Annotated in this window: 24 protein-coding genes and 1 tRNA gene; 15 read left to right on the plus strand and 10 right to left on the minus strand. The window is 74.0% G+C overall.

Translation table 11 applies throughout. The features are described 5' to 3' along the window. The first annotated feature begins 115 nt into the window (after positions 1–115). Both CHB94_RS11605 and CHB94_RS11610 read left to right on the plus strand, forming a co-directional pair. Complete coding sequence (locus tag CHB94_RS11605; protein WP_176445516.1) at positions 116–817, plus strand: LppX_LprAFG lipoprotein; 702 nt, start codon at positions 116–118, stop codon at positions 815–817. Then, a complete protein-coding gene (locus CHB94_RS11610; protein WP_089336731.1) occupies positions 786–2573 on the plus strand; it encodes an MFS transporter in 1788 nt (595 codons plus the stop codon). The genes CHB94_RS11605 and CHB94_RS11610 overlap by 32 nt, the downstream gene beginning before the upstream one ends. Here CHB94_RS11610 and CHB94_RS11615 read toward each other — a convergent pair. The 3 genes from CHB94_RS11615 to CHB94_RS11625 all read right to left on the minus strand — a co-directional run bounded on the left by CHB94_RS11615 (position 2551) and on the right by CHB94_RS11625 (position 4494). Next, positions 2551–3117 (minus strand): Clp protease N-terminal domain-containing protein, encoded by a 567-nt coding sequence (locus CHB94_RS11615; protein ID WP_089336732.1) that lies wholly within the window; start codon positions 3115–3117, stop codon positions 2551–2553. The two genes, CHB94_RS11610 and CHB94_RS11615, sit on opposite strands and share 23 nt — an antisense overlap. A gap of 2 nt (positions 3118–3119) precedes the next feature. Further along, positions 3120–3353 (minus strand): helix-turn-helix transcriptional regulator, encoded by a 234-nt coding sequence (locus CHB94_RS11620; RefSeq protein WP_089336733.1) that lies wholly within the window; start codon positions 3351–3353, stop codon positions 3120–3122. Positions 3354–3528: 175 nt separating this feature from the next. After that, complete coding sequence (locus CHB94_RS11625; RefSeq protein WP_089336734.1) at positions 3529–4494, minus strand: zinc-binding dehydrogenase; 966 nt, start codon at positions 4492–4494, stop codon at positions 3529–3531. Positions 4495–4566: 72 nt separating this feature from the next. Between CHB94_RS11625 and CHB94_RS11630 the strand changes: the two genes are divergently transcribed. Further along, positions 4567–5430, plus strand: a complete 864-nt coding sequence (locus CHB94_RS11630; RefSeq protein WP_217899273.1) for a hypothetical protein — start codon at positions 4567–4569, stop codon at positions 5428–5430. Between the two features lie 29 nt (positions 5431–5459). Here the strand turns inward: CHB94_RS11630 and CHB94_RS11635 are convergent, their stop codons facing one another. The 3 genes from CHB94_RS11635 to CHB94_RS11645 form a co-directional block, all read right to left on the minus strand. Continuing rightward, complete coding sequence (locus CHB94_RS11635; RefSeq protein WP_141137468.1) at positions 5460–6053, minus strand: hypothetical protein; 594 nt, start codon at positions 6051–6053, stop codon at positions 5460–5462. A gap of 163 nt (positions 6054–6216) precedes the next feature. Next, positions 6217–7224, minus strand: coding sequence for a selenide, water dikinase SelD (gene selD, locus CHB94_RS11640; RefSeq protein ID WP_089336737.1), 1008 nt, complete (start codon positions 7222–7224; stop codon positions 6217–6219). A 10-nt stretch (positions 7225–7234) separates the two neighbouring features. Further along, positions 7235–7816, minus strand: a complete 582-nt coding sequence (locus CHB94_RS11645; protein WP_176445517.1) for a helix-turn-helix transcriptional regulator — start codon at positions 7814–7816, stop codon at positions 7235–7237. A gap of 113 nt (positions 7817–7929) precedes the next feature. On the opposite strand from CHB94_RS11645, the gene CHB94_RS25135 reads away from it, so the two are divergent. The 4 genes from CHB94_RS25135 (at position 7930) to CHB94_RS11660 (ending at position 11545) form a co-directional block, all read left to right on the plus strand. Continuing rightward, positions 7930–8025: transfer RNA gene (locus tag CHB94_RS25135), tRNA-OTHER, on the plus strand. A gap of 31 nt (positions 8026–8056) precedes the next feature. Beyond that, positions 8057–9367, plus strand: a complete 1311-nt coding sequence (gene selA, locus CHB94_RS11650) for an L-seryl-tRNA(Sec) selenium transferase (RefSeq protein ID WP_089336739.1) — start codon at positions 8057–8059, stop codon at positions 9365–9367. Then, the gene (gene selB / locus CHB94_RS11655) at positions 9364–11130 is read left to right on the plus strand and encodes a selenocysteine-specific translation elongation factor (protein WP_254920585.1); all 1767 of its coding nucleotides are present in this window, start codon (positions 9364–9366) and stop codon (positions 11128–11130) included. Before selA ends, selB begins: the two co-directional genes overlap by 4 nt. A gap of 40 nt (positions 11131–11170) precedes the next feature. Further along, positions 11171–11545 carry a PH domain-containing protein gene (locus CHB94_RS11660; RefSeq protein ID WP_089336740.1) on the plus strand — a complete coding sequence of 125 codons (375 nt, stop codon included), beginning with the start codon at positions 11171–11173 and terminating at the stop codon, positions 11543–11545. A 63-nt stretch (positions 11546–11608) separates the two neighbouring features. On the opposite strand, the gene CHB94_RS11665 is transcribed toward CHB94_RS11660, so the two are convergent. Then, entirely contained in the window at positions 11609–12376 is a 768-nt protein-coding gene (locus tag CHB94_RS11665; RefSeq protein ID WP_089336812.1) for an enoyl-CoA hydratase-related protein, read from the minus strand. Between the two features lie 48 nt (positions 12377–12424). On the opposite strand from CHB94_RS11665, the gene hemW reads away from it, so the two are divergent. From hemW to CHB94_RS11680, 4 genes are all read left to right on the plus strand, one after another. Then, positions 12425–13663: a radical SAM family heme chaperone HemW gene (gene hemW / locus CHB94_RS11670; protein ID WP_089336741.1), complete on the plus strand. Its 1239-nt coding sequence runs from the start codon at positions 12425–12427 to the stop codon at positions 13661–13663. A gap of 185 nt (positions 13664–13848) precedes the next feature. Continuing rightward, positions 13849–14025 (plus strand): hypothetical protein, encoded by a 177-nt coding sequence (locus tag CHB94_RS25140; protein ID WP_176445518.1) that lies wholly within the window; start codon positions 13849–13851, stop codon positions 14023–14025. 84 nt (positions 14026–14109) lie between these two features. Next, positions 14110–14430, plus strand: a complete 321-nt coding sequence (locus CHB94_RS11675) for a TraR/DksA family transcriptional regulator (RefSeq protein WP_089336742.1) — start codon at positions 14110–14112, stop codon at positions 14428–14430. A gap of 1 nt (position 14431) precedes the next feature. Then, complete coding sequence (locus CHB94_RS11680) at positions 14432–15712, plus strand: NAD(P)/FAD-dependent oxidoreductase (protein WP_089336743.1); 1281 nt, start codon at positions 14432–14434, stop codon at positions 15710–15712. A 14-nt stretch (positions 15713–15726) separates the two neighbouring features. On the opposite strand, the gene CHB94_RS11685 is transcribed toward CHB94_RS11680, so the two are convergent. Then, the gene (locus CHB94_RS11685) at positions 15727–16104 is read right to left on the minus strand and encodes a type II toxin-antitoxin system VapB family antitoxin (RefSeq protein ID WP_141137469.1); all 378 of its coding nucleotides are present in this window, start codon (positions 16102–16104) and stop codon (positions 15727–15729) included. Between the two features lie 219 nt (positions 16105–16323). Between CHB94_RS11685 and hrcA the strand changes: the two genes are divergently transcribed. The 4 genes from hrcA (at position 16324) to CHB94_RS11710 (ending at position 19898) form a co-directional block, all read left to right on the plus strand. After that, the gene (hrcA, locus tag CHB94_RS11690) at positions 16324–17346 is read left to right on the plus strand and encodes a heat-inducible transcriptional repressor HrcA (protein ID WP_217899274.1); all 1023 of its coding nucleotides are present in this window, start codon (positions 16324–16326) and stop codon (positions 17344–17346) included. A 15-nt stretch (positions 17347–17361) separates the two neighbouring features. Further along, complete coding sequence (gene dnaJ, locus CHB94_RS11695) at positions 17362–18495, plus strand: molecular chaperone DnaJ (RefSeq protein WP_089336745.1); 1134 nt, start codon at positions 17362–17364, stop codon at positions 18493–18495. A gap of 1 nt (position 18496) precedes the next feature. Next, positions 18497–19258: a 16S rRNA (uracil(1498)-N(3))-methyltransferase gene (locus CHB94_RS11700; RefSeq protein WP_089336746.1), complete on the plus strand. Its 762-nt coding sequence runs from the start codon at positions 18497–18499 to the stop codon at positions 19256–19258. Positions 19259–19409: 151 nt separating this feature from the next. Further along, positions 19410–19898 (plus strand): hypothetical protein, encoded by a 489-nt coding sequence (locus CHB94_RS11710; RefSeq protein ID WP_141137470.1) that lies wholly within the window; start codon positions 19410–19412, stop codon positions 19896–19898. A gap of 63 nt (positions 19899–19961) precedes the next feature. Here the strand turns inward: CHB94_RS11710 and CHB94_RS11715 are convergent, their stop codons facing one another. Further along, the gene (locus tag CHB94_RS11715; RefSeq protein ID WP_089336749.1) at positions 19962–20174 is read right to left on the minus strand and encodes a YbdD/YjiX family protein; all 213 of its coding nucleotides are present in this window, start codon (positions 20172–20174) and stop codon (positions 19962–19964) included. After that, a complete protein-coding gene (locus CHB94_RS11720) occupies positions 20171–22414 on the minus strand; it encodes a carbon starvation CstA family protein (protein WP_089336750.1) in 2244 nt (747 codons plus the stop codon). Before CHB94_RS11720 ends, CHB94_RS11715 begins: the two co-directional genes overlap by 4 nt. Positions 22415–22462 lie beyond the last annotated feature (48 nt).

The raw sequence follows: 22462 nt of genomic DNA on the forward strand, positions 1-22462 counted from the left end.
GGCATCGATCCAGCGGGTTCGGCGTTCTCGCCGCCTCCGCCTGCTCGCGGCGGCGACGCGCTACTGTCCGCCGCGGTACGCCGGGGACCCCACCCGGCCCCACGGGAGGGTTCACATGCGCCGCACGGCCGCGCCACTGCTCGCGTTCGCGCTGTTCGTCGTCCCTGCGCTGTCGGCCTGTGGCGGAGCCGCCACCGAGACGGAGTCGCCCGCCGACCTGCTGGCGCACGCCAAGCACACCCTCGACGAGACCGAGAGCCTGCACTTCGTCCTGGACAGCGAGGGTGCGCCGGAGACCGGCACCGAACTCGTGGGCGGCGAAGGGGACATCGCCCGGCCGGCGTCCTTCGAAGGCACCCTGAAGGTGCTCGCGATGGGGTCCACCCTCGATCTGGCGGTGGTCTCGGTCGACGGGACCGTCTACGCCCAGCTGCCCTTCGCCTCCGGGTTCAGCGTCGTCGACCCGGCGCAGTTCGGTTTCGGTGACCCGGGCGTGCTGATCGACCCCGACACCGGCATCTCCCAGCTGCTGGCGGCAGCCGAGAACGCGGAGCTGGGGGAGGAGCGCCGGGTGGACGGCGAGGTCGTCCGTGAGGTGACCGCCGACCTGCCCGGTGAGCTGGTGGAGCAGATCCTCACCAGCGAGGACCCGGCGCGCGCCGTCCGCGCCCGTTTCTCCATCGCGGAGGAGAGCGGGGAGCTGCTCCGCGCCGAGCTGACCGGGCCGTTCTTCACCGCCGAGGAGGACGCCACGTACACCCTCGAGCTGAGCGATTTCGGGGCCGATGTCGAGATCACCGCACCGACCACCGGCTGAGCCGGCGCCGGGCGCGGTCCAGCGCTCCGCGCCCGGCCTCCCGGTCGTCGTCCTCGCGACCCTGGCGGTCCTGGTCACCGCGGCCGACACCTACGTCGTCGTCCTGGCGCTGCCCGACATCCTCACCGGTGTCGGCGTCGGGCTCGACGAGCTGCAGCGGGCCACCCCCATCGTCGGAGGCTTCCTGCTCGGCTACACCGCGACGCTGCCGCTGCTGGGACGGCTGGCCGACCTGCGCGGGCGGGCCCCCGTGCTGGTCGGTTGCCTGCTGCTGTTCGCGCTGGGGTCGCTGCTCACCGCCACGGCCGACGCGCTGGGTCCCGCCGTCCTCGGCCGGGGCCTGCAGGGCATCGGCGCCGGAGGCCTCGTGCCCGCGACGCTCGCGCTCGTCGCGGACCGTTGGCCGCCGGAGCGGCGGGCGCTGCCCCTCGGCGTCGTCGGCGCGGTGCAGGAGGCCGGCGCCGTGCTGGGGCCGCTGGCGGGCGCCGCCGTGCTGGCGTTCGCCGACTGGCGGGCGATCTTCTGGCTGAACCTGCTGCTGGGGCTCGGGCTGGCGGCCGGCGTCGCGGTGGCGGCGCGGACGCGGCGTCCCGACGTCGTGGGCCTGGCCCTGGCCGCCCTCTCCGGCCTGGCCGTGGGCCTCCAGCTGGCCGAGCCGGCGGTGCTGGCCGAGGACGTCACCCTCGGGCTGCTCTACGTGCCGCTGGCCGAGCCCTGGCCGTGGACGACGCCGCTGGTGCTGGTCGCGCTGGTCGCCGCCGCGGGCCTGGTGGCGCGCAGCCTCGCCCACCCGACCGGCGCACTCCTGCCGCTGCGAGGACTGGGCGGACGCGCGCGCGAGGTCGACGCGCTGGGGTCGGCGCTCGCGGTGGTGGCGCTGGGGTCGCTGGTGTGGGCGTTCGCCGCTGCGGACACCGCCACGCAGGTGGTCGCCCACGGCTGGCTGCTGCTGCCGGTGGCCGCCGTCGCGGCGCTGCTGTTCGTGCTGCAGGAGCGGCGGGCGGCCGACCCCGTGCTGCCGCTGGACGCGCTGCGCCCGGTGGGTGCCTGGGGTGCGCTGGTGGTGAACCTGCTGGTGGGCGTGGCGCTGGTGGCGGCGCTGGTGGACGTCCCGCTGTTCGCGCGTGCCACCACGACGCCGGGTGACCAGCTGGGCGCCGCGCTGGTGCTCCTGCGGCTGCTGATCGCCGTCCCGGTGGGCGCGGTCGCCGGCGGCTGGCTGTGCCGCCTGGTCGCGCCCAGGTGGGTCGCCGCGGGCGGGATGGCGCTGACGGCGGTGGCGTTCGTGGCGATGACCGGATGGGGGGAGCGCTCGCTCGACGGTGCGGGGTCGACCGTCGTCCTGCTCGCCGCCGGCCTGGGGTTCGGGCTGGCCATCGCGCCGGTCAACGCGGTGCTGCTGGCCGTGACCGCGTCCGCGGTGCACGGCAGCGCGAGCGCGCTGGCCGTGGTCGCGCGCACCGTCGGGATGCTGGTCGGGCTCTCCCTGCTGACCGCGGTCGCGCTGCGGCGGTTCACCGCGGCGATCGACGCGATCGGCTCGCCCTTCGAGCTGTGCCCGCAGACCCCTGCCGACTGCCCGGCCTACGACACCGCCACCGACGCGGCCCTGCTCACCCAGCTGCACACCGTCTTCGCCGGCGCGGCGATCGCGGCCGCGCTCGCCGCCGTCGCCGCCGTCGTGCTGCTCCGTGGCGCTGCGGTCGGGGCCGCGGCGGTCAGGGGCGCGGCGGTCAGGGGTTCAGCGCGAGCCTGAGCTCGGCACGGAGGGCGGGCAGGTCGACGCCGCGGTCGTGCAGCACCTTCATGGCCAGTCCCTCGCCGTCGCGGATCAGGCCGAGCAGGATGTGCCCGTCGGTGATGCTGCGCGACTTCATGGCCAGCGCCTCGCGCAGCGACAGCTCCAGCACCTTCTTCGCCCGGGGCGAGAAGGGGATGTGCCCGCCGCGCCTGCCACCCGGGCCACGCGCGCCGACGGAGCGGTCCTCCGAGCGCTTGTCCAGGGCGCCCGGGCCGAACGCCTCCTCGACCTTGTCCCGGATCGCGTCCAGGTCGATGCCCAGGCTGCCCAGCGCGTCGGCGTCCAGGTCGTCTCCCGTCACGAGGGTGCGCACCGCCTCCACCACCGCTGCGTGGCTGATGCCGTGGCCGCTGAGGGCCCGTGCCGTCGTCGCCCCCGGATGGGCCAGCATGCTCAGCAGGAGGTGCTCGGTGCCGATGCGGGGGTGCCGGAGTGCCCGTGCCTCCACCTGGGCCCCGATGACCACGTTCCGGGCCTCGTGCGTGAAGCGTTCGAACATCGTCAGTCCCTCCGTCGGAGCGGCCCTCGGCCGCGGGCGTACTTCTTGTGCACCGCCTGCCGGCTGACGCCGAGCTGCTCGGCGATCTGCTCCCAGGTCCAGCCCTGGTCGCGCGCGTTGTCGACCTGCAGCGCCTCCAGGCGCTCGACGAGGACGCGCAGCGACCGGACCGCCTTCAACCCGATCGACGGGTCGCGGCTCGCGGCGGCGGCGGCCACCTCTGCTGTGTCGACCATGGCTGTCAACCTAGGTTGCCTTCACGGGCTGGTGTCAACCGAAATTGACACCGGCAGTGGAAGACGCGCTGAGCGCCCTCATCCGGGCGGGTCGAGGGCGCTCAGCGTGTGTTGATCATGGAGCGGGTGGGCCGGGATCGGCGGCCGGGCTCAGGACCCGGGTGCAGCGCGACCCTCAGAGCGTGAAGACGATCTTCCCGGCGGTGCGGCCCTCGAGCATCCGCTCGAAGCCCTCGCGGGCCTGCGTCAGCGGCAGCTCGACATCGATCTGCGGCCGGATCCCGGTGGCGCTGCACAGCTGGATGAGCGACTCGAGCTCGGCACGGGTGCCCATGGTCGAGCCGATGACCGAGAGCTGGGTGAAGAAGATCCGGTTGAGCTCGGCACCCGGGTTGAAGCCGGTGGTCGCGCCGGAGATGACCAGCACGCCGCCGGGCTTGAGCGACTTGATGCTGTGGCTCCAGGTGGCCTCACCGACGGTCTCCATGACCCCGTCCACCCGCTCGGGCAGCCGGGCGCCGGTCTCGAACGCCTGGTCCGCGCCGAGGGCGAGGGCCGCGGCCCGCTTCTCCTCGCTGCGCCCGGTCACCCACATCCGGTAGCCGGCGGCCTTCCCGAGCACGATCAGCGCCGTCGCGACGCCGCCGCTGGCACCCTGCACGAGCACGGTCTGCCCAGGCCGCAGCCCCGAACGGACGAACAGCATCCGGTAGGCGGTGAGCCAGGCGGTCGGGAGACAGGCTGCCTCGGCGAAGGACAGGTCGGCGGGCTTGGGCAGCACGTTCCGCTTCGGGACGACGACCTTCTCGGCCATCGTGCCCTGATGCAGTTCGGAGAACAGCGTCCGCTTGGGGTCCAGCGTCTCGTCGCCGGTCCAGCCCGGGCTCGCGACCACGCCGTGGACGACGACCTCGTTGCCGTCCTCGTCGAGGCCGGCGGCGTCCGTGCCGAGGATCATCGGCATCCGCTCCTGCGGCAGGCCGATGCCCTGGAGGCTGAACAGGTCGTGGTGGTTGAGCGAGACGGCCCTGACCTGGATCGTCGTCCAGCCGTCGGGCGCCTCCGGCTCCGGTCGGTCACCGACCTCCAGGACGGAGAGCGGGTCCTTCGGGGCGGGCGTGGAGACGAAGGCAGCAAGCATGGTCGGACGCTAGCCGAGCGTGATCGCGACGGCGACGGGAGTTCCGGCCACCGCGTCCCTATGCTCCGCCGCGTGATCACGACGCGGGTGGCCGGGCGGGGCATCGACGCCGTGACCCGTGGCTGGGTCAGGCTGACCGGACGGCGGGTCGACCTCGGTCGCGAGGCGTGGCTGGCCGGCCCCACCGGCGACGTCGATCGGATCGGCGACGCCTGGCTGGAGCGCGAGATGGCCCGCTGCGACGGCCGGGGCGGCGAGCAGGCCGACGGTGCGGGCCTGCTCCCGTCCCTGTCGGTGCTCGACGGGATCGGGTTCGACGCCGCGGCACTGCGCCCGGAGGTCCGCGACTTCTACGAGCACACCTCCTGCTGGCGGCTGCAGGTCTGGGCGCAGTGGTCGTCGGCCGCCTGGCCGTTCGGCTGGCTCGTGTCGGCGGTCTTCGCCCGCCGGCTGGAACAGCTGAGCCTGCCGCTGCGCCCGCTCGACGTCGCCCACGGCATGAGCAGCGACGTCCGCACCGTGGTCGGTCCCGACGGCCGGCTGATCGGCACGTCGTGGCACCGCCGGCTGCGCTCGACCGGCGACACGGTGTTCAGCGGCTGGTACGGGACGGTCACCCCGCCCGGCGCCGCACGACCGAGCGTGCGGGTGATCTTCCCGCTGCCGCACGGGCGGCTCGTCGTCCTGCTGCGTCCGACGGCAACCGCCGACGGGGCGCTCCTGCTGACCTCGGGGCCCGGGGCCTGGGGTGAGGACGGCGCCTACCTGGTGGTGCAACCGCACGGAGGTGACCGCGCCTGGGCCCGCCGCATCCCCGTCCACGAGCGGTTCGACGTGCACGTCGACGGTGAGGGCGTGCTGCGCACCGACCATGCGATCACGCTCTGGCGGCTGCCGGTGCTCCGGCTGCACTACCGCCTGGACCGGGTGGACTGACGTCGCCCGGGCGTGGCCCAGAGCTGCCCTCAGCCGCGTGCCGGCGGGCAGATCCCTGTCACGTGGCGGAGCTCGCCCCGTTCGCCGGTCGCCTCCGCGTCGATCCTCAGCTCCGGGATGGTCACCTGGACGGTCCCGGTGACGGCGGCCTCGCGGGCGATGACGGACAGGAGGCAGCGCACCCCCGGCCCGGGCGGGATGACCTCGAAGCGCAGCGGTCCCTCGCCGTCCCAGACGACCCCCTCGACCACGGCCGTACCGGAGACGTCCGGCCCGGTGGGGGAGGAGCACGCCAGTGGCAGCGTGCCCGCCGTGGAGGCGAACGTGAGCGTCCGCACGGTGGCGGGGATGTTGTCCTCCTCGCCGGTCACGCACTCGTATCCCGCGACGAAGACCTCCAGGTCGGCGAACGGGGCACGATCCTCGGGAGCGAAGACATCGAGGAACACCGTCATGCCGGGCACCTCGGCCGAGGGCAGCGCCGCCAGCGCGTAGTCGTCGTTCGTCACGGTGACGCCACCGCCCGCGGGCGGGGTGGCGCCGGCCGTGGCAGCACCGCTCCACCCCAGCGCGGCCGCGACCACCCCGACGGTCATGACCCGGACCGCTCCTGTGCTCCTCATCGCAGGTCCCCCTTCCTCGGCGGGCGCACCGGCGCGCGCCCGCGGGAGCACCGTGGCACCCGCGCCCCGCGGCGTCATCCGGCCCCCGCGCTGCCGCGCTCCGCCGTCGGCGCGTCGGCCGGACACGCCGGATCATCCGCCCCGCGAAGACCCGCCGAGGACGTCAGCGGACGACGACGACGAACTCCTCGCGGGGGACGAACTCGCCGATCACCGGAGCTCCGGGCACCTCGCCGCCCAGCAGCAGCCCACCGGAGGTCTGGGCATCGGCCAGCAGCAGCGCCTCGTCCTCCGACACCGCGGACAGGTCGGTGTGCGGGCGGACCCAGTCGAGGTTGCGCCGCGTCCCACCGGACACGAACCCCGCGGCCAGCGCCTCCCGGGCCCCGGCCAGGTAGGGGACGGCGGCGGCGTCGACCACCGCGGTCACGCCGCTGGCCCGCGCCATCTTGTAGAGGTGCCCGAGCAGACCGAACCCCGTCACGTCGGTGCCGGCGCGGATCCCGGCGCCCACCGCGGCCTGCCCGGCGTCGCGGTTGAGCGCGGTCATGGACGCGACCGCCTCCTGCGAGACCTCCCCGGTCGCCTTCATCCGGCTGTTGAGGACGCCGACCCCCAGCGGCTTGGTCAGGGAGAGCGCCGTCCCGGCCACCGCGGCGTCGTTGCGGATGATCCGGTCGAGGTCCACCAGGCCGGTCACGGCCATCCCGTACTTGGGCTCGGGGTCGTCGATCGAGTGCCCGCCGCCGACGTGGCAGCCGGCGTCCTGCGCCACCTCCAGGCCGCCGCGCAGCACCTCGGCCGCGAGCTCGGCGGGCAGGACGTCGCGCGGCCAGCCCAGCAGGTTGACGGCGACGACCGGGGTGCCGCCCATCGCGTAGACGTCGGACAACGCGTTGGCCGCGGCGATCCGGCCGAAGGCGTACGCGTCGTCGACGACGGGGGTGAAGAAGTCGGTGGTGAGCACCAGCCCCTGGCCGGTCGCGATCCTGACCACTGCGGCGTCGTCGCCGTCGTCCAGGCCGACGACCAGTTCGGCGTTCGGTGACGTCGGGCCGGTGAAGGTGAGCCCGGCGACGACGGACTCGAGCTCGCCGGGCGGGATCTTGCAGGCGCAGCCGCCGCCGTGCGCGTACTGGGTGAGGCGGGTGTGGGTGGGGGCGGTAGTCACGTCCCTGAATCTAGGCGCGACCCCCGGGGAGGACGACCAGCCGGGCAGGCCTTGCCGCGGACGTCCTGCCCGGTGCCCGGTCCTCCGGGTGCGTGTCGACCGGCGGGCGGCCGAGATCGGTCACGTCCCGCCGCGGCGCCGTCTCGTCGGTGATCTCTGCGCTCTCGATGCGGTCCACGCGGAACCAGCGCAGCGCCTGCCGCTCCCGGCACCACGCCACCAGGAACCAGTGCCTGCCGCTCCGCGCCAGCAGGACCGGTTCGACCTGCCGGCGGGAGGCGCTGCCCCTGCTGTCCCGGTAGCGGAGGACCAGCACGCGGGAACGGGTCACGGCCCGCTCGACGACCGACCGGATCTCGGCGGAGTGGCCTGCCTCGGCGCTGACCCACAGGCTCGTGGCGAGCAACTGGGCGCGCCGGCCCGCGTCGGGCTCGAGCGCGTCGAGGACCTTCTCCAGCGCAGTCCTTCCGTCGGGGGCGTACGGGCCGTCGGGCTGGGCTGCGAGCGCGACGGCGACCGCTGCCGCCTCCTCGGGCGTGAGGGTGGCCGGCGGCAGGATCGCAGCGGGGTGGCGGGGCTCGGTACGGCTCACGTCGCGGATGCTGGCAGGGGCCTCCGACAGTTCTCGGCGGCGGCGGCGGCGGCGGCGACGGCGACCGGCGACCGACGCCTGGCGCCTGGAGGGCAGGCACGTAAGCTGCCCGCGGAGGCGTCAGGGTGTCTGGTGACCCCCGCGGCCTCTAAAGCCGACGTGACCGAGTACCTCGGTCAGGCGGGTTCGATTCCCGTCCGCCTCCGCCACATTCCCTTCCCGGACCTACGCTGCGGAGCGATGAGCGCCGATCCCCGCCGGCAGGTGCCGCGCACCGACACCCTGCTCGCCGACCCCCTGCTCGCCGCCGCCGGCGAGCGGCTGGGGCGCGGCCTGGTCAAGGGTGCCGTCCAGCAGGTGCAGCAGCGGATCCGGGACGGCGAGGTCGCGCCCCCCGACGCGGTCGGCGCGGTGCTCGCCTCGCTCCCGGGCACCGCGAGCAGCCTGCGCCCGGTCCTGAATGCGACGGGCGTGCTGGTGCACACCAACCTGGGCCGGTCGCCCCTGTCGGCCGCGGCCGTCGAGGCGATCACCGCGGCGGCCGGTACCACCGACGTCGAACTGGACCTGACCACGGGACGGCGCGGCCCGCGGGGCGAGGCCGCCATCGCCGCCCTGCTCGCCGCGGTACCGGCCGCCGAGGCCGCGATCGTGGTCAACAACTGCGCCGCCGCGCTCGCCCTGGTGGCCACCGCACTCGGGCAGGGACGCGAGCTCGTCCTGGCTCGGGGCGAGCTGGTCGAGATCGGCGACGGCTTCCGCATCCCCGAACTGCTGGCCTCCACCGGCGCCCGGCTGCGCGAGGTCGGGACGACGAACCGGGTCACGCTCGCCGACTACCGCAGCGCCCTCGGCCCCGACACCGGCGCCGTCCTCAAGGTGCACCCGTCGAACTTCGTCGTCCGCGGATTCACCCGGCAGGTCGAGGTCGCTGAACTCGCCGCCGCCCTGGCCGGCACCGGCACGCCACTGGTCGCCGACATCGGCTCCGGCCTCCTGCGCCCGCATCCGCTGCTGCCCGAGGAGCCGGACCTGCAGAGCACGCTCGCCGCAGGCGCGGACGCCGTCGTGGCCAGCGGCGACAAGCTGCTCGGTGGTCCCCAGGCGGGACTGGTCCTGGGCCGCGCCGAGCTGGTGCAGCGGCTGCGACGGCATCCGCTCTACCGCGCCCTACGGGTGGACAAGACCACCCTCGCGGCGCTCGAGGCGACGCTGCGCGGCCCGCTGCCGCCGGTCCAGGAGATGCTCGCCGCCGACCTCGACGGTCTGCGCTCGCGCGCCCGCTCTCTGGCGGCGCGCCTCACGACGGCGGGGATCGAGGCGGTGGCCGTGGACGCGGACGCCCGGGTCGGCGGGGGAGGCGCGCCGGAACAGCCGCTGCCGAGCGCGGCGGTCGCGCTGCCGGCGTCCTTCGCGGAGCGCCTGCGCCGCGGCGCCCCACCGGTGGTGGGCTACGTCGAGGGCGACCGCACGCTGCTGAACCTGCGCAGCGTTCCGCCGTCCGCCGACGACGACCTCGCCGCGGCCGTCCTGGCGGTGGCCGCGCCGTGAGCAGCGACGTCGACCACATGGACGTCATCGCGACCGCGGGGCACGTCGACCACGGCAAGTCCGCGCTGGTGCGTGCGCTCACCGGGATGGAGCCCGACCGCTGGGCGGAGGAGCGCCGCCGCGGGCTCACGATCGACCTCGGTTTCGCCTGGACGACGCTGCGGTCCGGGCGCCGGGTCGCGGTCGTCGACGTGCCCGGCCACGAGCGGTTCGTCGGCAACATGCTCGCCGGGGTGGGCCCGGTGCCCGCCGCGTTGCTGGTGGTGGCGGCCGACGACGGCTGGTCGGCGCAGACCGCGGAGCACGTCGCGGTCCTGGACGCGCTGGGGGTGCGGCACGCGCTGCTGGCGGTGACGAAGTGCGACCTCGCCGACCCCCGCCCGGTCATGGCGGACGTCCGCGAGCGGCTGGCCGCCACGTCCATGGGGGAGGTCCCCGCGGTCGCCGTGAGCGCCCTGACCGGTGCCGGCGTGCCCGGGCTCGATGCCGCGCTCGAGACACTGCTGGCCGCGCTGCCCCCCGCCGACCCCGCCGCGCCGGTGCGGTTGTGGATCGACCGGGCCTTCACCATCCGCGGCGCCGGCACCGTGGTGACCGGCACCCTGGCCGCCGGCAGCGTCGCCGGTGGGGACCGGTTGCTGCTCGGCGACCGCGAGGTCGTCGTCCGGCGGGTCCAGTCCCTCGGCGCGCCGGTCGAGCGGGCCTCGGCCACCGCCCGCGTGGCGCTCAACCTCCGGGACGTCGCGGTCGAGGAGCTGGCCCGCGGCGATGCCCTCCTGACCCCCGGCGCGTTCCGCCGGACCGAGGTCGTGGACGTCACCCTGACCGCCGAGCCGGAGGAGCGGCTGCCGGCCCAAGCGATGGTCCACGTCGGCTCGGCGACGGTCGGCGCCCGGCTGCGGCCGCTGGACGGTGCCGTGGTGCGGCTGCGCCTGCTGTCGCCCCTGCCCCTGCGGGTGGGGGACCGGTTGCTGCTGCGCGACCCGGGGGCCCGACGGGTCCTCGGCGCCGACGTCCGGGACGTCGATCCGCCAGAGCTGCGGCGGCGGGGGGCCGCCCGACAACGCGCAGCAGAGCTCGCCGCCCAGCCGGAGGGGGTGGCCGGCGCCGCGGCCGACCTGGCGCGGCGGCGAATCGTCCGGGCCGACGACTTCGCGGTCATGGGCTGGCCGGTGCCCTCCGACGCCACCCTGCACGGGCCCTGGCTGATGACGGCCGGGCTCGCCGACGAACTCGCGGCCCGCGTACCGGACGTCGTCACCCGTTACCGGAGGCTCCGTCCGCTCGAACCGGGTCCGCCGGTGGAGGTCGTGCGCCGGGCACTGGAACTGCCGGACGTCGAGCTGGTGAGCGCGGTCGTCCGACCGCCGCTCGTGCTCCGTGAGGGCCGGGTCGTCGACGGGACGGCGGGGCTGCCGGCGGAGGTGCAGCGCGCGGTCGACGGCATCCGGGCCCGCCTGGCCGAGGACCCGTTCGCGGCCCCCGAGGCGCCCGAACTGGTGGCCGCCGGGCTCGGGGTGCGGGAACTGGCGGCCGCCGCGCGCAGCGGACAGCTGGTGCGGATCGCCGACGGCGTCTATCTGGCGCCGGGGATCGCGGAGGAGGCGCGCAGACGGCTGGCGACGATCGCGCAGCCGTTCACCCTCAGCCAGGCCCGGCAGGCGTGGGGGACCAGCCGCCGGGTCGCCGTCCCGCTCGCGGAGTGGCTGGACGCCCAGGGCGTCACGGTCCGGCTGCCGGACAACACCCGCCGCCTGCGCTGACCCGGCGCGATAGCGTTTCGTGGTCGCTCAATGGCCTAGCGTGAGCGACTTCTCGAACGGCTCCGTCTTCAAGCTCAGTGCCATCCATCCGCAGGAGATCGGACCGGCCGTGGCACCGCTGATGATCCAGGGCGAGCAGATCGTCGCCTGCTTCAAGGCGATGCGGGACTTCGTCGTCTTCACCGACAAGCGCCTGATCGCGGTCAACGTGCAGGGCATGACCGGCAAGAAGCGGGACTTCACCTCGCTGCCGTACAGCAAGGTGCAGGCCTTCTCGATCGAGACGGCGGGAACGTTCGACCTGGACGCGGAGCTCGATCTCTGGTTCAGCGGCCTGGGCAAGGTCCGCCTGGAGTTCAAGGGCGACGCCGACATCCGGCAGCTCGGCCAGATGATCGCCACCTACGTCCTCTGACGGACCGGGTCCTCGCTGCGTCCCCGCCCACCGCAGCGGGCAGGGACGCAGCGCCGGCCGAGGTCAGTCGGCGGCGGGCACCCAGCGGGCGGGCCGCTTCTCGCGGAACGACGCGATGCCCTCCTGGCCCTCCTCGCTCGCGAAGAACCGCGCCGAGAGCTCGAGCAGGTCGTCGAAGTCGAGGCTGGAGCCGGCCCGCAGCAGGCGCTTGGTCTCGGCCAGCGCGGCGGGGGCGCCCGCGGCCAGCGCGGTGAGCTGACCGGCCAGGACGTCGTCCACCTCGTCGTCGGGCGCCATCAGGTCGATGAGCCCACCGGTGGCGGCCAGCTCCGCGCCGAACACCTCGCCGGTCAGCATCAGCCGGTGCGCCACGTGCGGCACCATCCGCGGCAGGACGACGGCGGAGATGACCGCCGGGACGATCCCGAGCCGGACCTCGGAGAAGGCGAACGTCGCCGAGGCGCCGGCGACGACGACGTCGCAGGCGGCCAGGAGCCCGACGCCGCCCGCCCGGGCCGGACCCCGGACGACGGCGACCACCGGCTTCCCGGACGACCAGATCAGCTCCAGCAGCTCGGGGAACTCGCGCACCCCCTGGTCCTCGGTGCTGCCACCCGCGGCCTCTGCGAGGTCCATGCCGGAGCAGAACACCCGGCCGGTGTGGTCGAGCACCACGACCCGCACCGCGTCGTCGGCGAACGCGTCGGCCAGCGCCGCCCGGAGCTGCGTGCGCATGGCGCGGGAGAGGGCGTTGCGGTTGGCGGGGGAGTCGAGGGTCAGCGTCGCGACTCCGCGCGCCACCTCCACGTGCACCACACGATCGGAAGTCACAGCGGCATCCTGCCGGTCGCCGGCGGCGGCGCGGCACACTGGGACCAGATGACCACCGTCCTGCCGCTGCTGCCGGCCCCAGGGCCGCCGGCCGGATCGCCCGGGCCCGACCGGCTACCCGAGAGCGCCCGCGAGCACCTGGCCACCACGCCCTTCGGCCTCTACGTGCACGTGCCGTTCTGCGCGACCCGCTGCGGCTACTGCGACTTCAACACCTACACCTCCGACGAGCTCGGGCTCGGCGCCAACCGCGCGGAGTACGCCGGAACGGCGATCGCCGAGCTGCGCCGCGCCGCCGAGACACTCGGGCCGGACCTGCCGACGGTCTCCACCGTGTTCGTGGGAGGGGGCACGCCGACCCTCCTGCCCGCGAACGACCTCGCCGCCGTCCTGGCCGAGATCCACCGGCTCTTCCCGGTCGCCGACGAGATCGAGGTGACGACGGAGGCCAATCCCGAGACCGTCGACCGCGCCTACCTGGGCCGACTGCGCGAGGCCGGCTTCACCCGCGTCAGTCTCGGCATGCAGTCCGCGGCCGAGCACGTGCTGGCGGTGCTCGACCGCCGGCACACCCCCGGCCGGGCGGTCGAGGCCGCGCGGGAGGCCCGCGCCGCGGGGTTCGAGCACGTCAACCTCGACCTCATCTACGGGACGCCGGGCGAGACCGACGCCGACTGGGCGGCCTCCCTGGATGCCGTGCTGGCCGGTCCGGTCGACCACGTGAGCGCCTATGCGCTCATCGTCGAGGAGGGCACCCGGCTGGCCCGCCGGATCAACCGCGGCGAGCTGCCGATGCCCGACGACGACGTGCTGGCCGACCGCTACGAGCAGGCCGATGCCACGCTGCGGACGGCCGGCTTCGAGTGGTACGAGGTGTCGAACTGGGCGACGTCCGACGCCGCCCGTTGCCGGCACAACGAGCTGTACTGGGCCAACGCCAACTGGTGGGGGGTGGGTCCGGGCGCGCACAGCCACGTCGGCGGGCTGCGCTGGTGGAACGTCAAGCACCCCGCCGCCTACGCCGACCGGCTGAGCGCGGGGCTCAGCCCGGCCCAGGACGCCGAGCTGCTCGACGACGCCGACCGTGCTCTCGAGACCGTCATGCTCGGACTGCGGCTGCGGGAGGGGCTCGCACTCGGGCTGCTGTCGGAGGCCGGCCGGGCACGGGCCGCGGACGCCGTCGCCCGGGGGTTGCTGGACCCGGTCGCGCACACCGCCGGGCGGGCCGTGCTCACCGACCGCGGACGGCTGCTCGCCGACGCGGTCGTCCGCGACCTCACCGACTGAGCAAGGTTCCCTCTGCCCCCCACATAGAAGGACCCCGTCCTCCTCACGGCTGTCAGCGGGCTGCCCGCGCGCACTGGCGACGGCGCGACGCCCCGCTCACCCGAAAGAGCCGCGTAAGCTGGCTCTTTCTGGGTTATGGTGCCCGTTCCGGCAACGGCGCCGGATCGGTGAGGGGGTGGTCGACGATGGACGCGTACGCGTTCCGCGATGCGGGCTCCCCGCCCGGCCCCCCTGCCGCTTCCGTCCCCGCCCTCTCCGGCGGGATGCTGCTCGCCCTGGCGATGAACCGGCGAGCACGTGGCCTCCGAGGACTCGACGTCCTCCGCCGCAGCCAGGACCGGGCCCCGCCGCAGTTCTCCTGACTCCCTCCCGGAGTCGCAACCGCCCGTCCTGACGCGCCACCAACCGGTGACCGCGTCTTCCCGTGTTGCCTGAAGGAGTTCCGCATGTCCACCAGCCTCGACACCCCTCTCACCCCGGCCGGCTCGCACGACCGCTTCCGCAGCCTGCTCGCGGAGCAGCGCGCCGACTGCGTCCGTGAGCGTGAGGCCGCTCTCGCCGAGTGCGCGCAGTCCGTCCCCGACCCGGTGGCGCAGCGCCGCAGCGCCGACCTGCTCCTGACCATCGAGCAGATCGACGCTGCCCTCGCTCGGATCGAGGCGGGCACCTACGGCCGCTGCACCGGCTGCCAGCGCCAGATCCCGGAGGAGCGCCTCGAGCTGCGCCCGTTCGCCGGCACCTGCGTGGCGTGCACCGCGGCACGCTGACATGTCCCCCCGTCGTCGCGCGCAGTACCCGTCGCCGGCACGGACGCCGCAGGACGTCGCCGTCATCGGCGCCGGGATGGTCGGGCTCGCCACCGCCTGGTTCCTGCAGGAGGGCGGTGCGCGCGTCACCGTCTACGAGCGGGACAGCGTGGCCGCCGGTGCCTCCTGGGGCAACGCCGGCTGGCTGACCCCCAGCCTGACGGCGCCGCTGCCCGAGCCCGCCGTGCTCCGGTACGGGCTGCGGGCCGTGCTCAGCCCGAGCTCGCCGGTCTACCTGCCGCTCCGGGCCGACCGTGGCCTGCTCCGTTTCCTCACCTCGTTCGTGCGGCACAGCACGCCTCGGCAGTGGCGGCGGGGGATGGCCGCCTACGTGCCGCTCAACGAACGGGCCCTGGACGCCTTCGACGTCCTGATCGCCAGTGGCGTCGAAGCGCAGACGCACCGCAGCGAGCCCTTCCTGGCCGTCTACCGCTCCGAGCGGGAGCGCGAGGGTCTGCTGGCGGAGCTGCGCGCGATACGGGAGACCGGTCAGCCGGACGTCCTCTTCGGGCCGATGACCGGCGAGGAGGCCCGCGCCCTGGAGCCGACGCTGACCGACGAGGCCGGCGCCGCCGTCCAGGTGTACGGGCAGCGTTACCTGCATCCCCCGGAGTTCGTGCGCTCGCTCGGGCTCGCGGTGCGGGCTCAGGGCGGTGCCGTGCTGGAGGGCGCCGGCGTCACCGGCCTGCGGGACACCGGCGCCGGCGTCGTCGTGACGACGGGTGCCGGTGAGCGGCGGCACGACGCGGTGGTCGTGGCGACCGGCGCGTGGCTCGACGCGCTGGTGCGGCAGTTCGGCGTCCGGCAGCCGGTCCAGGCCGGCCGCGGCTACAGCTTCAGCGTCCCGGTCGAGCGGTTGCCGGCCGGACCGCTGTACTTCCCGCAGCAGCGGGTGGCCTGCACGCCGTTGGGCAGCAGGCTGCGCGTCGCCGGGATGATGGAGTTCCGGCGGCCGGACGAGCCGCTGGATCCCCGCCGGATCACGGCCATCGTCGATGCCGTGCGGCCCTTCCTGGCCGGCGTCGACCTCGACGACCGGCAGAACGAGTGGGTCGGTTCCCGCCCGTGCACCGGTGACGGTCTGCCGCTGCTGGGGGGCACGCGCTCCCCGCGTGTCTTCGTCGCCGGCGGACACGGCATGTGGGGGATCGCGCTCGGCCCGATCACCGGCATGCTGATGGCGCAGGCGGTGCTCAAGGGCGAGGTCCCGGCGGAGCTGCGCCCCTTCGACCCGCTCCGCTGACCGGTGGGGACCGGCTAGACCTTGCGGGGGTTGGGCACCGGCGGCTGCGCGGGGATCGAGGCGGTCGCCGGGCCCGACGGCGCCTGCACGGGGGTGAGCGCGTCGAGGTCGAGCACGCGGACGTGGATGACGTTGCGCTGCTGCAGCGCGGCACGCAGCGCGCGGTGCAGCCCGTCCTCCAGGTACAGGTCGCCGTGCCACTGCACCGCGTGGGGGAACAGGTCTCCGTAGAAGGTCGAGTCGTCCGCGAGGAGCGCGTCGAGCGCCAGCTCCTTCTTGGTCGTCGTGAGCGTGTCCATCCGCACCTGGCGGGGCGGGATCATCGCCCAGTCCCGCGTGGACAAGCCGTGGTCGGGATACGGGCGACCGTCACGTACCGCTTTGAAGATCAGGGAACCGACCCTCCGCTCTCTGCCCCTGGACGAGGGCGCCGACGGCCCACCCTAGCCGCCGGGCACGCGGAGCGCCGCCGTCCAACGGTGGGGGTGGGACTGCCCGCGAGCCCCGCGACGCACTGGCACGACGGACGTATGCTGGTCTGGCACTCTGGCCGTGCGAGTGCCAGTCCGAGGCGCTGCGCGGCCCGTCGACCGGTACGGGGAGGTGGCACCGTGGCGCACGACGAACGCCGCCTGGAGGTCCTCCGGGCCATCGTCCAGGACTACGTCTCCACCAACGACCCGGTGGGCAGCAAGGCCCTGGCCGAGCGCCACGACCTCGGTGTGTCCCCGGCGACCATCCGCAACGACATGGCGGTGCTGGAGGAGCAGGGCTACATCACCCAGCCGCACACCAGTGCCGGCCGGGTGCCCACGGACAAGGGCTACCGCCTGTTCGTCGACCGGCTGTCGGCGGTCAAGCCGCTGTCGGTGGCCGAGCGGCGGGCGATCGAGCGCTTCCTCGACGGCGCCGTCGACCTGCACGACGTCCTCAGCCGCAGCGTCCGGTTGCTGGCTCAGCTGACCCGCCAGGTGGCGGTGGTGCAGTACCCCACGCTGTCCCGCAGCGCGGTGCGCCACCTCGAGGTCGTCCACCTGGCCGCGGCCCGACTGATGCTGGTGCTCATCACCGACACCGGCCGGGTCGAGCAGCGGGTCGTCGACAGTCCCGTGGACGTCGACGCCGAGGCCGTCGCCGAACTGCGCACACTGCTCAACTCCGCGTTCGGCGGCGCCAAGCTCGTCGAGGCCGGCGACAAGGTGCCGGACCTGCTGAACACCGCGCCGCCGCACCTGCGGGGCCTGATCGCCACGGTCAGCGCCACCCTGATGGAGACGCTCGTCGAGCCCAGCGAGGACCGGCTGGTCATCGGCGGGACGGCGAACCTGGCACGCGCCAATGCACTGGACTTTCCGGGCACCCTCCGGCCGTTGCTGGAGGCGCTGGAAGAACAGGTGGTCGTCCTGCGGTTGATGAGCCAGGTGGACGCGAGCACGGTGCTGGTGCGGATCGGTGAGGAGAACGCCCACGAGGCGCTCACCGGGGCGTCGTTCGTCTCCGTCGGCTACGGCTCGGGCGACCGAGCCCTGGGCGGGCTCGGGGTCGTCGGGCCCACGCGCATGGACTATCCGATGAACATGGCCGCGGTTCGCGCCGTGGCCCGCTACGTCGGCCACCTGCTGGCCGAGAGCTGAGGCTGAGACTTCTCGATGGCAACCGACTACTTCGGCGTGCTGGGCGTGTCCCGCGATGCCAGTGACAGCGACATCAAGCGCGCCTACCGGCGGCTGGCTCGGGATCTGCACCCCGACGTGAACGGGGATCCGGGCGCCAAGGAGCGCTTCCAGGAGGTCACCCGCGCCTACGAGGCGCTGACCGACCCCGACAAGCGCCGCATCGTCGACCTCGGCGGGGACCCGTTCGACCCGGGGAGTGGTGGCGGGGCCAGTGGCTTCGGCGGCGCCGGGTTCGGTGGTCTCGGCGACATCATGGACGCCTTCTTCGGCGGGGCGGCGACCCGCGGTCCGCGCAGCCGCACCCGTGCCGGGCGGGACGCGCTCATCCCGGTCGAGCTGGAGCTGGACGAGACGGTCTTCGGCACCACCAAGGACATCACCGTCGACACCGCCGTCCTGTGCACCGTGTGCACCGGTGCCGGCACGGCGCCCGGCACCCACCCGACGACCTGCACCACCTGTTCCGGCCGCGGCGAGGTGCAGAGCGTCCAGCGGGGCTTCCTCGGCCAGGTCGTCTCCAGCCGGGTCTGCCCGACCTGCTCCGGCACCGGCCAGGTCATCCCCGAGCCGTGCCGGGAGTGCGGTGGCGACGGGCGGGTCCGAGCGCGCCGCACCCTGCAGGTGAAGGTGCCCCCGGGCGTCGAGGACGGCATGCGGATCCGGCTCACCGGCCAGGGCGAGGTCGGCCCCGGCGGTGGCCCGGCCGGCGACCTGTACGTGGAGATCCACGAGCGGCCGCACGAGGTCTTCACCCGTGACGGCGAGGACCTGCACTGCCGGGTCACACTGCCGATGACCTCCGCCGCCCTCGGGACGACGCTCAGCCTCAAGACGCTGGACGGCGAGGAGGAGCTCGACATCCGGCCGGGCACCCAGTCCGGCAGCGTGCTCACCCTGCGGGCGCACGGCGCACCGCGGCTGCGGTCCACCGGGCGCGGCAATCTGGTCGTCCACGTGGAGGTCTCGACGCCGACCCGCCTGGACGCCGAACAGGAGAAGCTGCTCCGCGAGCTCGCGGCGCTGCGCGGGGAGGACCAGGCCGACTCGCACCGCGAGGCGCAGGGCGGGCTCTTCTCCCGGGTCCGCGACGCGTTCAACGGGCGCTGACGTGAGTGGCCCGGGCGTCGGCGTCCCGGAACTGGACGGCGCCCCGCTGTTCCTGCTGGAGACCCTGCCCGACACCGAGCAGCTGCTGGTCACCGGTGCAGAGGGCCGGCACGCGGTCGAGGTGCTGCGGCTGGCGCCCGGTGAGCGGGTGCGCGTGAGCGACGGTCAGGGCGCCGTCGCCGAGGGCGATGTCATGGCCGCCGGGTCCGAGGGGCTGCGGATCGCCGTCCGGGCCCGTTTCGAGGTCCCCGCGCCCAGCCCCGAGTTCGTCCTGGTACAGGCCCTGCCCAAGGGGGACCACGGGCCGCTGGCCGTCGACCTGGCCACCGAGCTGGGGGTGGACCGGATCGTGCCGTGGACGGCCGCCCGCTGCGTGACCCGCTGGCGGGAGAACCGCGTCGCCAAGGGCGTGGCCAAGTGGCGGTCGGCGGCCCGGGCGGCCAGCAAGCAGTCCCGGCGCCCCCGGGTCCCCGAGGTGACCGAGCCGATGACGACCCGCGAGGTCTGCGGGATGCTCGCCGACGTGGACCTCGCGGTGGTGCTGCACGAGCGGGCCCGCCGTCCGCTGGCCGAGCTGCAGATCCCGAGCGACGGCGTGATCGCCGTCATCGTCGGCCCGGAGGGCGGGCTCACCGACGGTGAGGTCGTCGCCTTCCGCGCCGCCGGCGCCGAGGCGGTCCGCCTGGGCCCGGAGGTGCTGCGCACGTCCACGGCCGGCGCCGCCACGCTGGCGGCGCTGTCCATGCGGACCCGCTGGGTCTGAGTTCTCTGCTCTGAGCCTCCTCGTCACCGGCCCCGCGGACCAGGAAGCGGACAGAGCAGCTCTCGCACCACCCCAGATGCGGCGCACCCTTGACCGGACCGGACCGGACCGGACCGGACCGGACCGGGTCCGTCTGTCCGGGAGGGCGTCCGTGGGTACCGAGCCGACGAGACGAGCCGCACGCGACGGCAAGGTGCTCCGACGGCGCACGCTGCTCATCGCCTGGATCACGATCGTTCTGGCCAGCCTGCACTTCATCGACCACGTCATCCGCGGCTACTACGTGATCGACCACGGGCTCGACCCGTCGTGGAACCACAGCGGCTGGCCCTTCCTGCCCGACGTCACTCCGTTCACCGCCAGCCTGGTCGGGGTCTACGGCCTGCTGGGCGTCGGGATCTGGCTCACCAGCCGCGACCGGGTGGGGGCCCGCTACTGGTTGACCGCGGCCGTGCTGCTCGCCGCTCTGGTGATCGTGGTGCACTTCGTCGGTCCCCGGGCGGAGACTCCGACGGTGATCTACCGGAGCTGGGACGACCCTGTCCTCGGCGTCCTGGCCGTCCTGGACACCGTCGCAATCATCGCGGCAGTACTCGCCATGGGCCTCAACGCCGTCCTGTGGGTGCGCCGATCGGGATGAGGGGCGGGAGGGGACCCGCGGCGCAGCGGGGGTCGATCGTGGAGCTCCTGGGTCCGGCCGGTTCTAGCAGCAGCGGCTGATCGGGTTCTTCTCCGCGGCGTCGGCCCGGGCGCGCTCGAACTCGCGCCGGCTCATGGGTGTGTGGCCGTGGGCGGTGCAGTGCACGAGGTAGTCGTCCCAGCGGGCTTCCCCGGTCAGTTCGCGCAGGTACCAGCGCACGTTCCGCAGGGCCCGGGCGATCGCGCGACCGCCTCGGGCGTAGGCGGTATCCGTCACGACCGCCCCCTGTCAGAGCCACTGTCGAAGGTGCCGTGGGTACCCGCGCCGGCGCCGACCAGCCGCTCGTGCTCGGCGATGGCCTGCTTCTCCTCGGCCGTCGGGAAGATGCCGGCGGGCTCCACGAGGTTCGACGGCACGGCCGGTTCCTCCGTCGTCGGCAGCTGTCCCACCCGGATCGCCCGCGTGATCACCACGGCGGCGTGCACGACCACGACCAGCACCAGCAGTGCGAAGAATGCCTGCAGGACGCCGTTGAGCGTGGAGTTGAAGATGATCTGGTCCATCTGCCCCTGGTCCTGCGCGGGAGCCAGGACCTCGCCGGCGTCCCGGGCCTCGCGGTACGTCTGGGCCTGGGTGAAGTAGCCGACCCTCGGGTCCCCGGAGAAGACCTTCTGGAAGCTCGCGGTCATGGTCACCACGAGGTCCCAGGCCAGCGGAATGGCGGTCACCCAGGCGTAGCGCAGCTTCCCGTGCTTGATCAGCAGCACCGTGCACAGCGTCAGCGCGATGGCGGCGAGCAGCTGGTTGGCGATGCCGAACAGCGGGAAGAGCTGGTTGACCCCGCCCAGCGGGTCGGTGACCCCGATGTAGAGGACCGAGCCCCAGAGGCCGACGACGATGGCGCTGGCGATGATGTTGCCCGGCCGCCACGACAGGTCGCCGAAGCGCTTCCAGACGTTGCCGATCGTGTCCTGCAGCATGAACCGGCCCACCCGGGTGCCGGCGTCGACGGCGGTGAGGATGAACAGCGCCTCGAACATGATCGCGAAGTGGTACCAGAAGGCCTGACCGCCGCCGCCGAAGGCCTGACTGAAGATCTGCGAGATGCCGACGGCCAGCGTCGGAGCACCGCCGGTGCGCGAGACCAGGGTGTCCTCCTGCACGGCCGCCGACGCCGCGGCGAGGGTCTGGGCGGAGGTGTCGAACCCCAGCCCGTTCACATAGGCGGCGGCGGACTCCGCGGTCCCCCCGGTGGCACCGGCCGGGCTGTTCATGGCGAAGTAGAGGCCCTGGTCGATGACGGCGGCGGCGATCAGCGCACTGATGGCCACGAAGGACTCCATCAGCATGCCGCCGTAGCCGATCAGGCGGACCTGGCTCTCCTTGGCCACCATCTTCGGGGTCGTCCCCGACGAGATGAGGGCGTGGAACCCGGACAACGCCCCGCAGGCGATGGTGATGAACACGAACGGGAAGAGCGAGCCGGCGAAGACGGGGCCGGTCCCCTCGCGCGCGAAGTCGGTGATGGCCTCGGCCTGCAGCACCGGCCGCGCGATGAGCAGGCCGAGCGCGAGCAGGACGATGACGCCGATCTTCATGAAGGTCGACAGGTAGTCGCGCGGCGTGAGCAGCAGCCAGACCGGCAGGACCGAGGCCACGAAGCCGTAGACCACCAGCGCCAGGACCAGCCACTCCTTGGACAGGGTCAGCGCGTCGCCGAGCCCGGTGTCCTGGATCCAGCCACCACCCACGATCGCCAGCAGCAGCAGGGCGACCCCGATGCCGGTGGCCTCGAGCACTCTTCCTGGTCGGATCGTGCGCAGGTAGATGCCCATGAAGATCGCGATGGGGATGGTCAGCGCGATCGAGAAGACACCCCAGGGGGACTCGGCCAGGGCGTTGACCACGATGAGGGCGAGCACCGCCAGGATGATGATCATGATCGCGAAGACGGCGATCAGGGCGGCGATCCCGCCGACGATCCCGATCTCCTCGCGGATCATCTGGCCGAGGCTCTTCCCGTTGCGGCGCATCGAGAAGAACATGACCGTCAGGTCCTGGACGGCCCCGGCGAAGATGACGCCGACGACGATCCAGATCGTCCCGGGCAGGTAGCCCATCTGGGCGGCGAGGACCGGACCGACGAGCGGGCCGGCGCCGGCGATGGCGGCGAAGTGGTGGCCGAAGAGGACCCGGCGGTCCGTGACGTCGAAGTCGACGCCGTTCTGCAGCCGCTCGGCAGGGGTGGCTCGCTTGTCGTCGGCCCGGAGCACCTTGTACGTGATGAACCGGGCGTAGAAGCGGTAGGCGATCGCATAGGAGCAGAGCGCGGCGAACAGCATCCACAGCGCCGATACCGTCTCGCCGCGGGCCAGGGCCAGCACCGTCCAGCAGACCGCGCCGACGGCGGCCACCGCCGTCCAGATCAGGACGGACTTCATCGATCCCCGGCCGCCGGTGGCCGGACCGGCCGACGAGCTCCCGCCGGAGTCCTCGGTGGTGATCGTTCCGGACATGAGCGCCCCCTCGCACTGCTGCCGGCGCCGGGTCGCGCCTGCCGGTTG

Source organism: Blastococcus mobilis (assembly GCF_900188025.1).
In the GTDB taxonomy this organism is placed as follows: domain Bacteria; phylum Actinomycetota; class Actinomycetes; order Mycobacteriales; family Geodermatophilaceae; genus Blastococcus_B; species Blastococcus_B mobilis.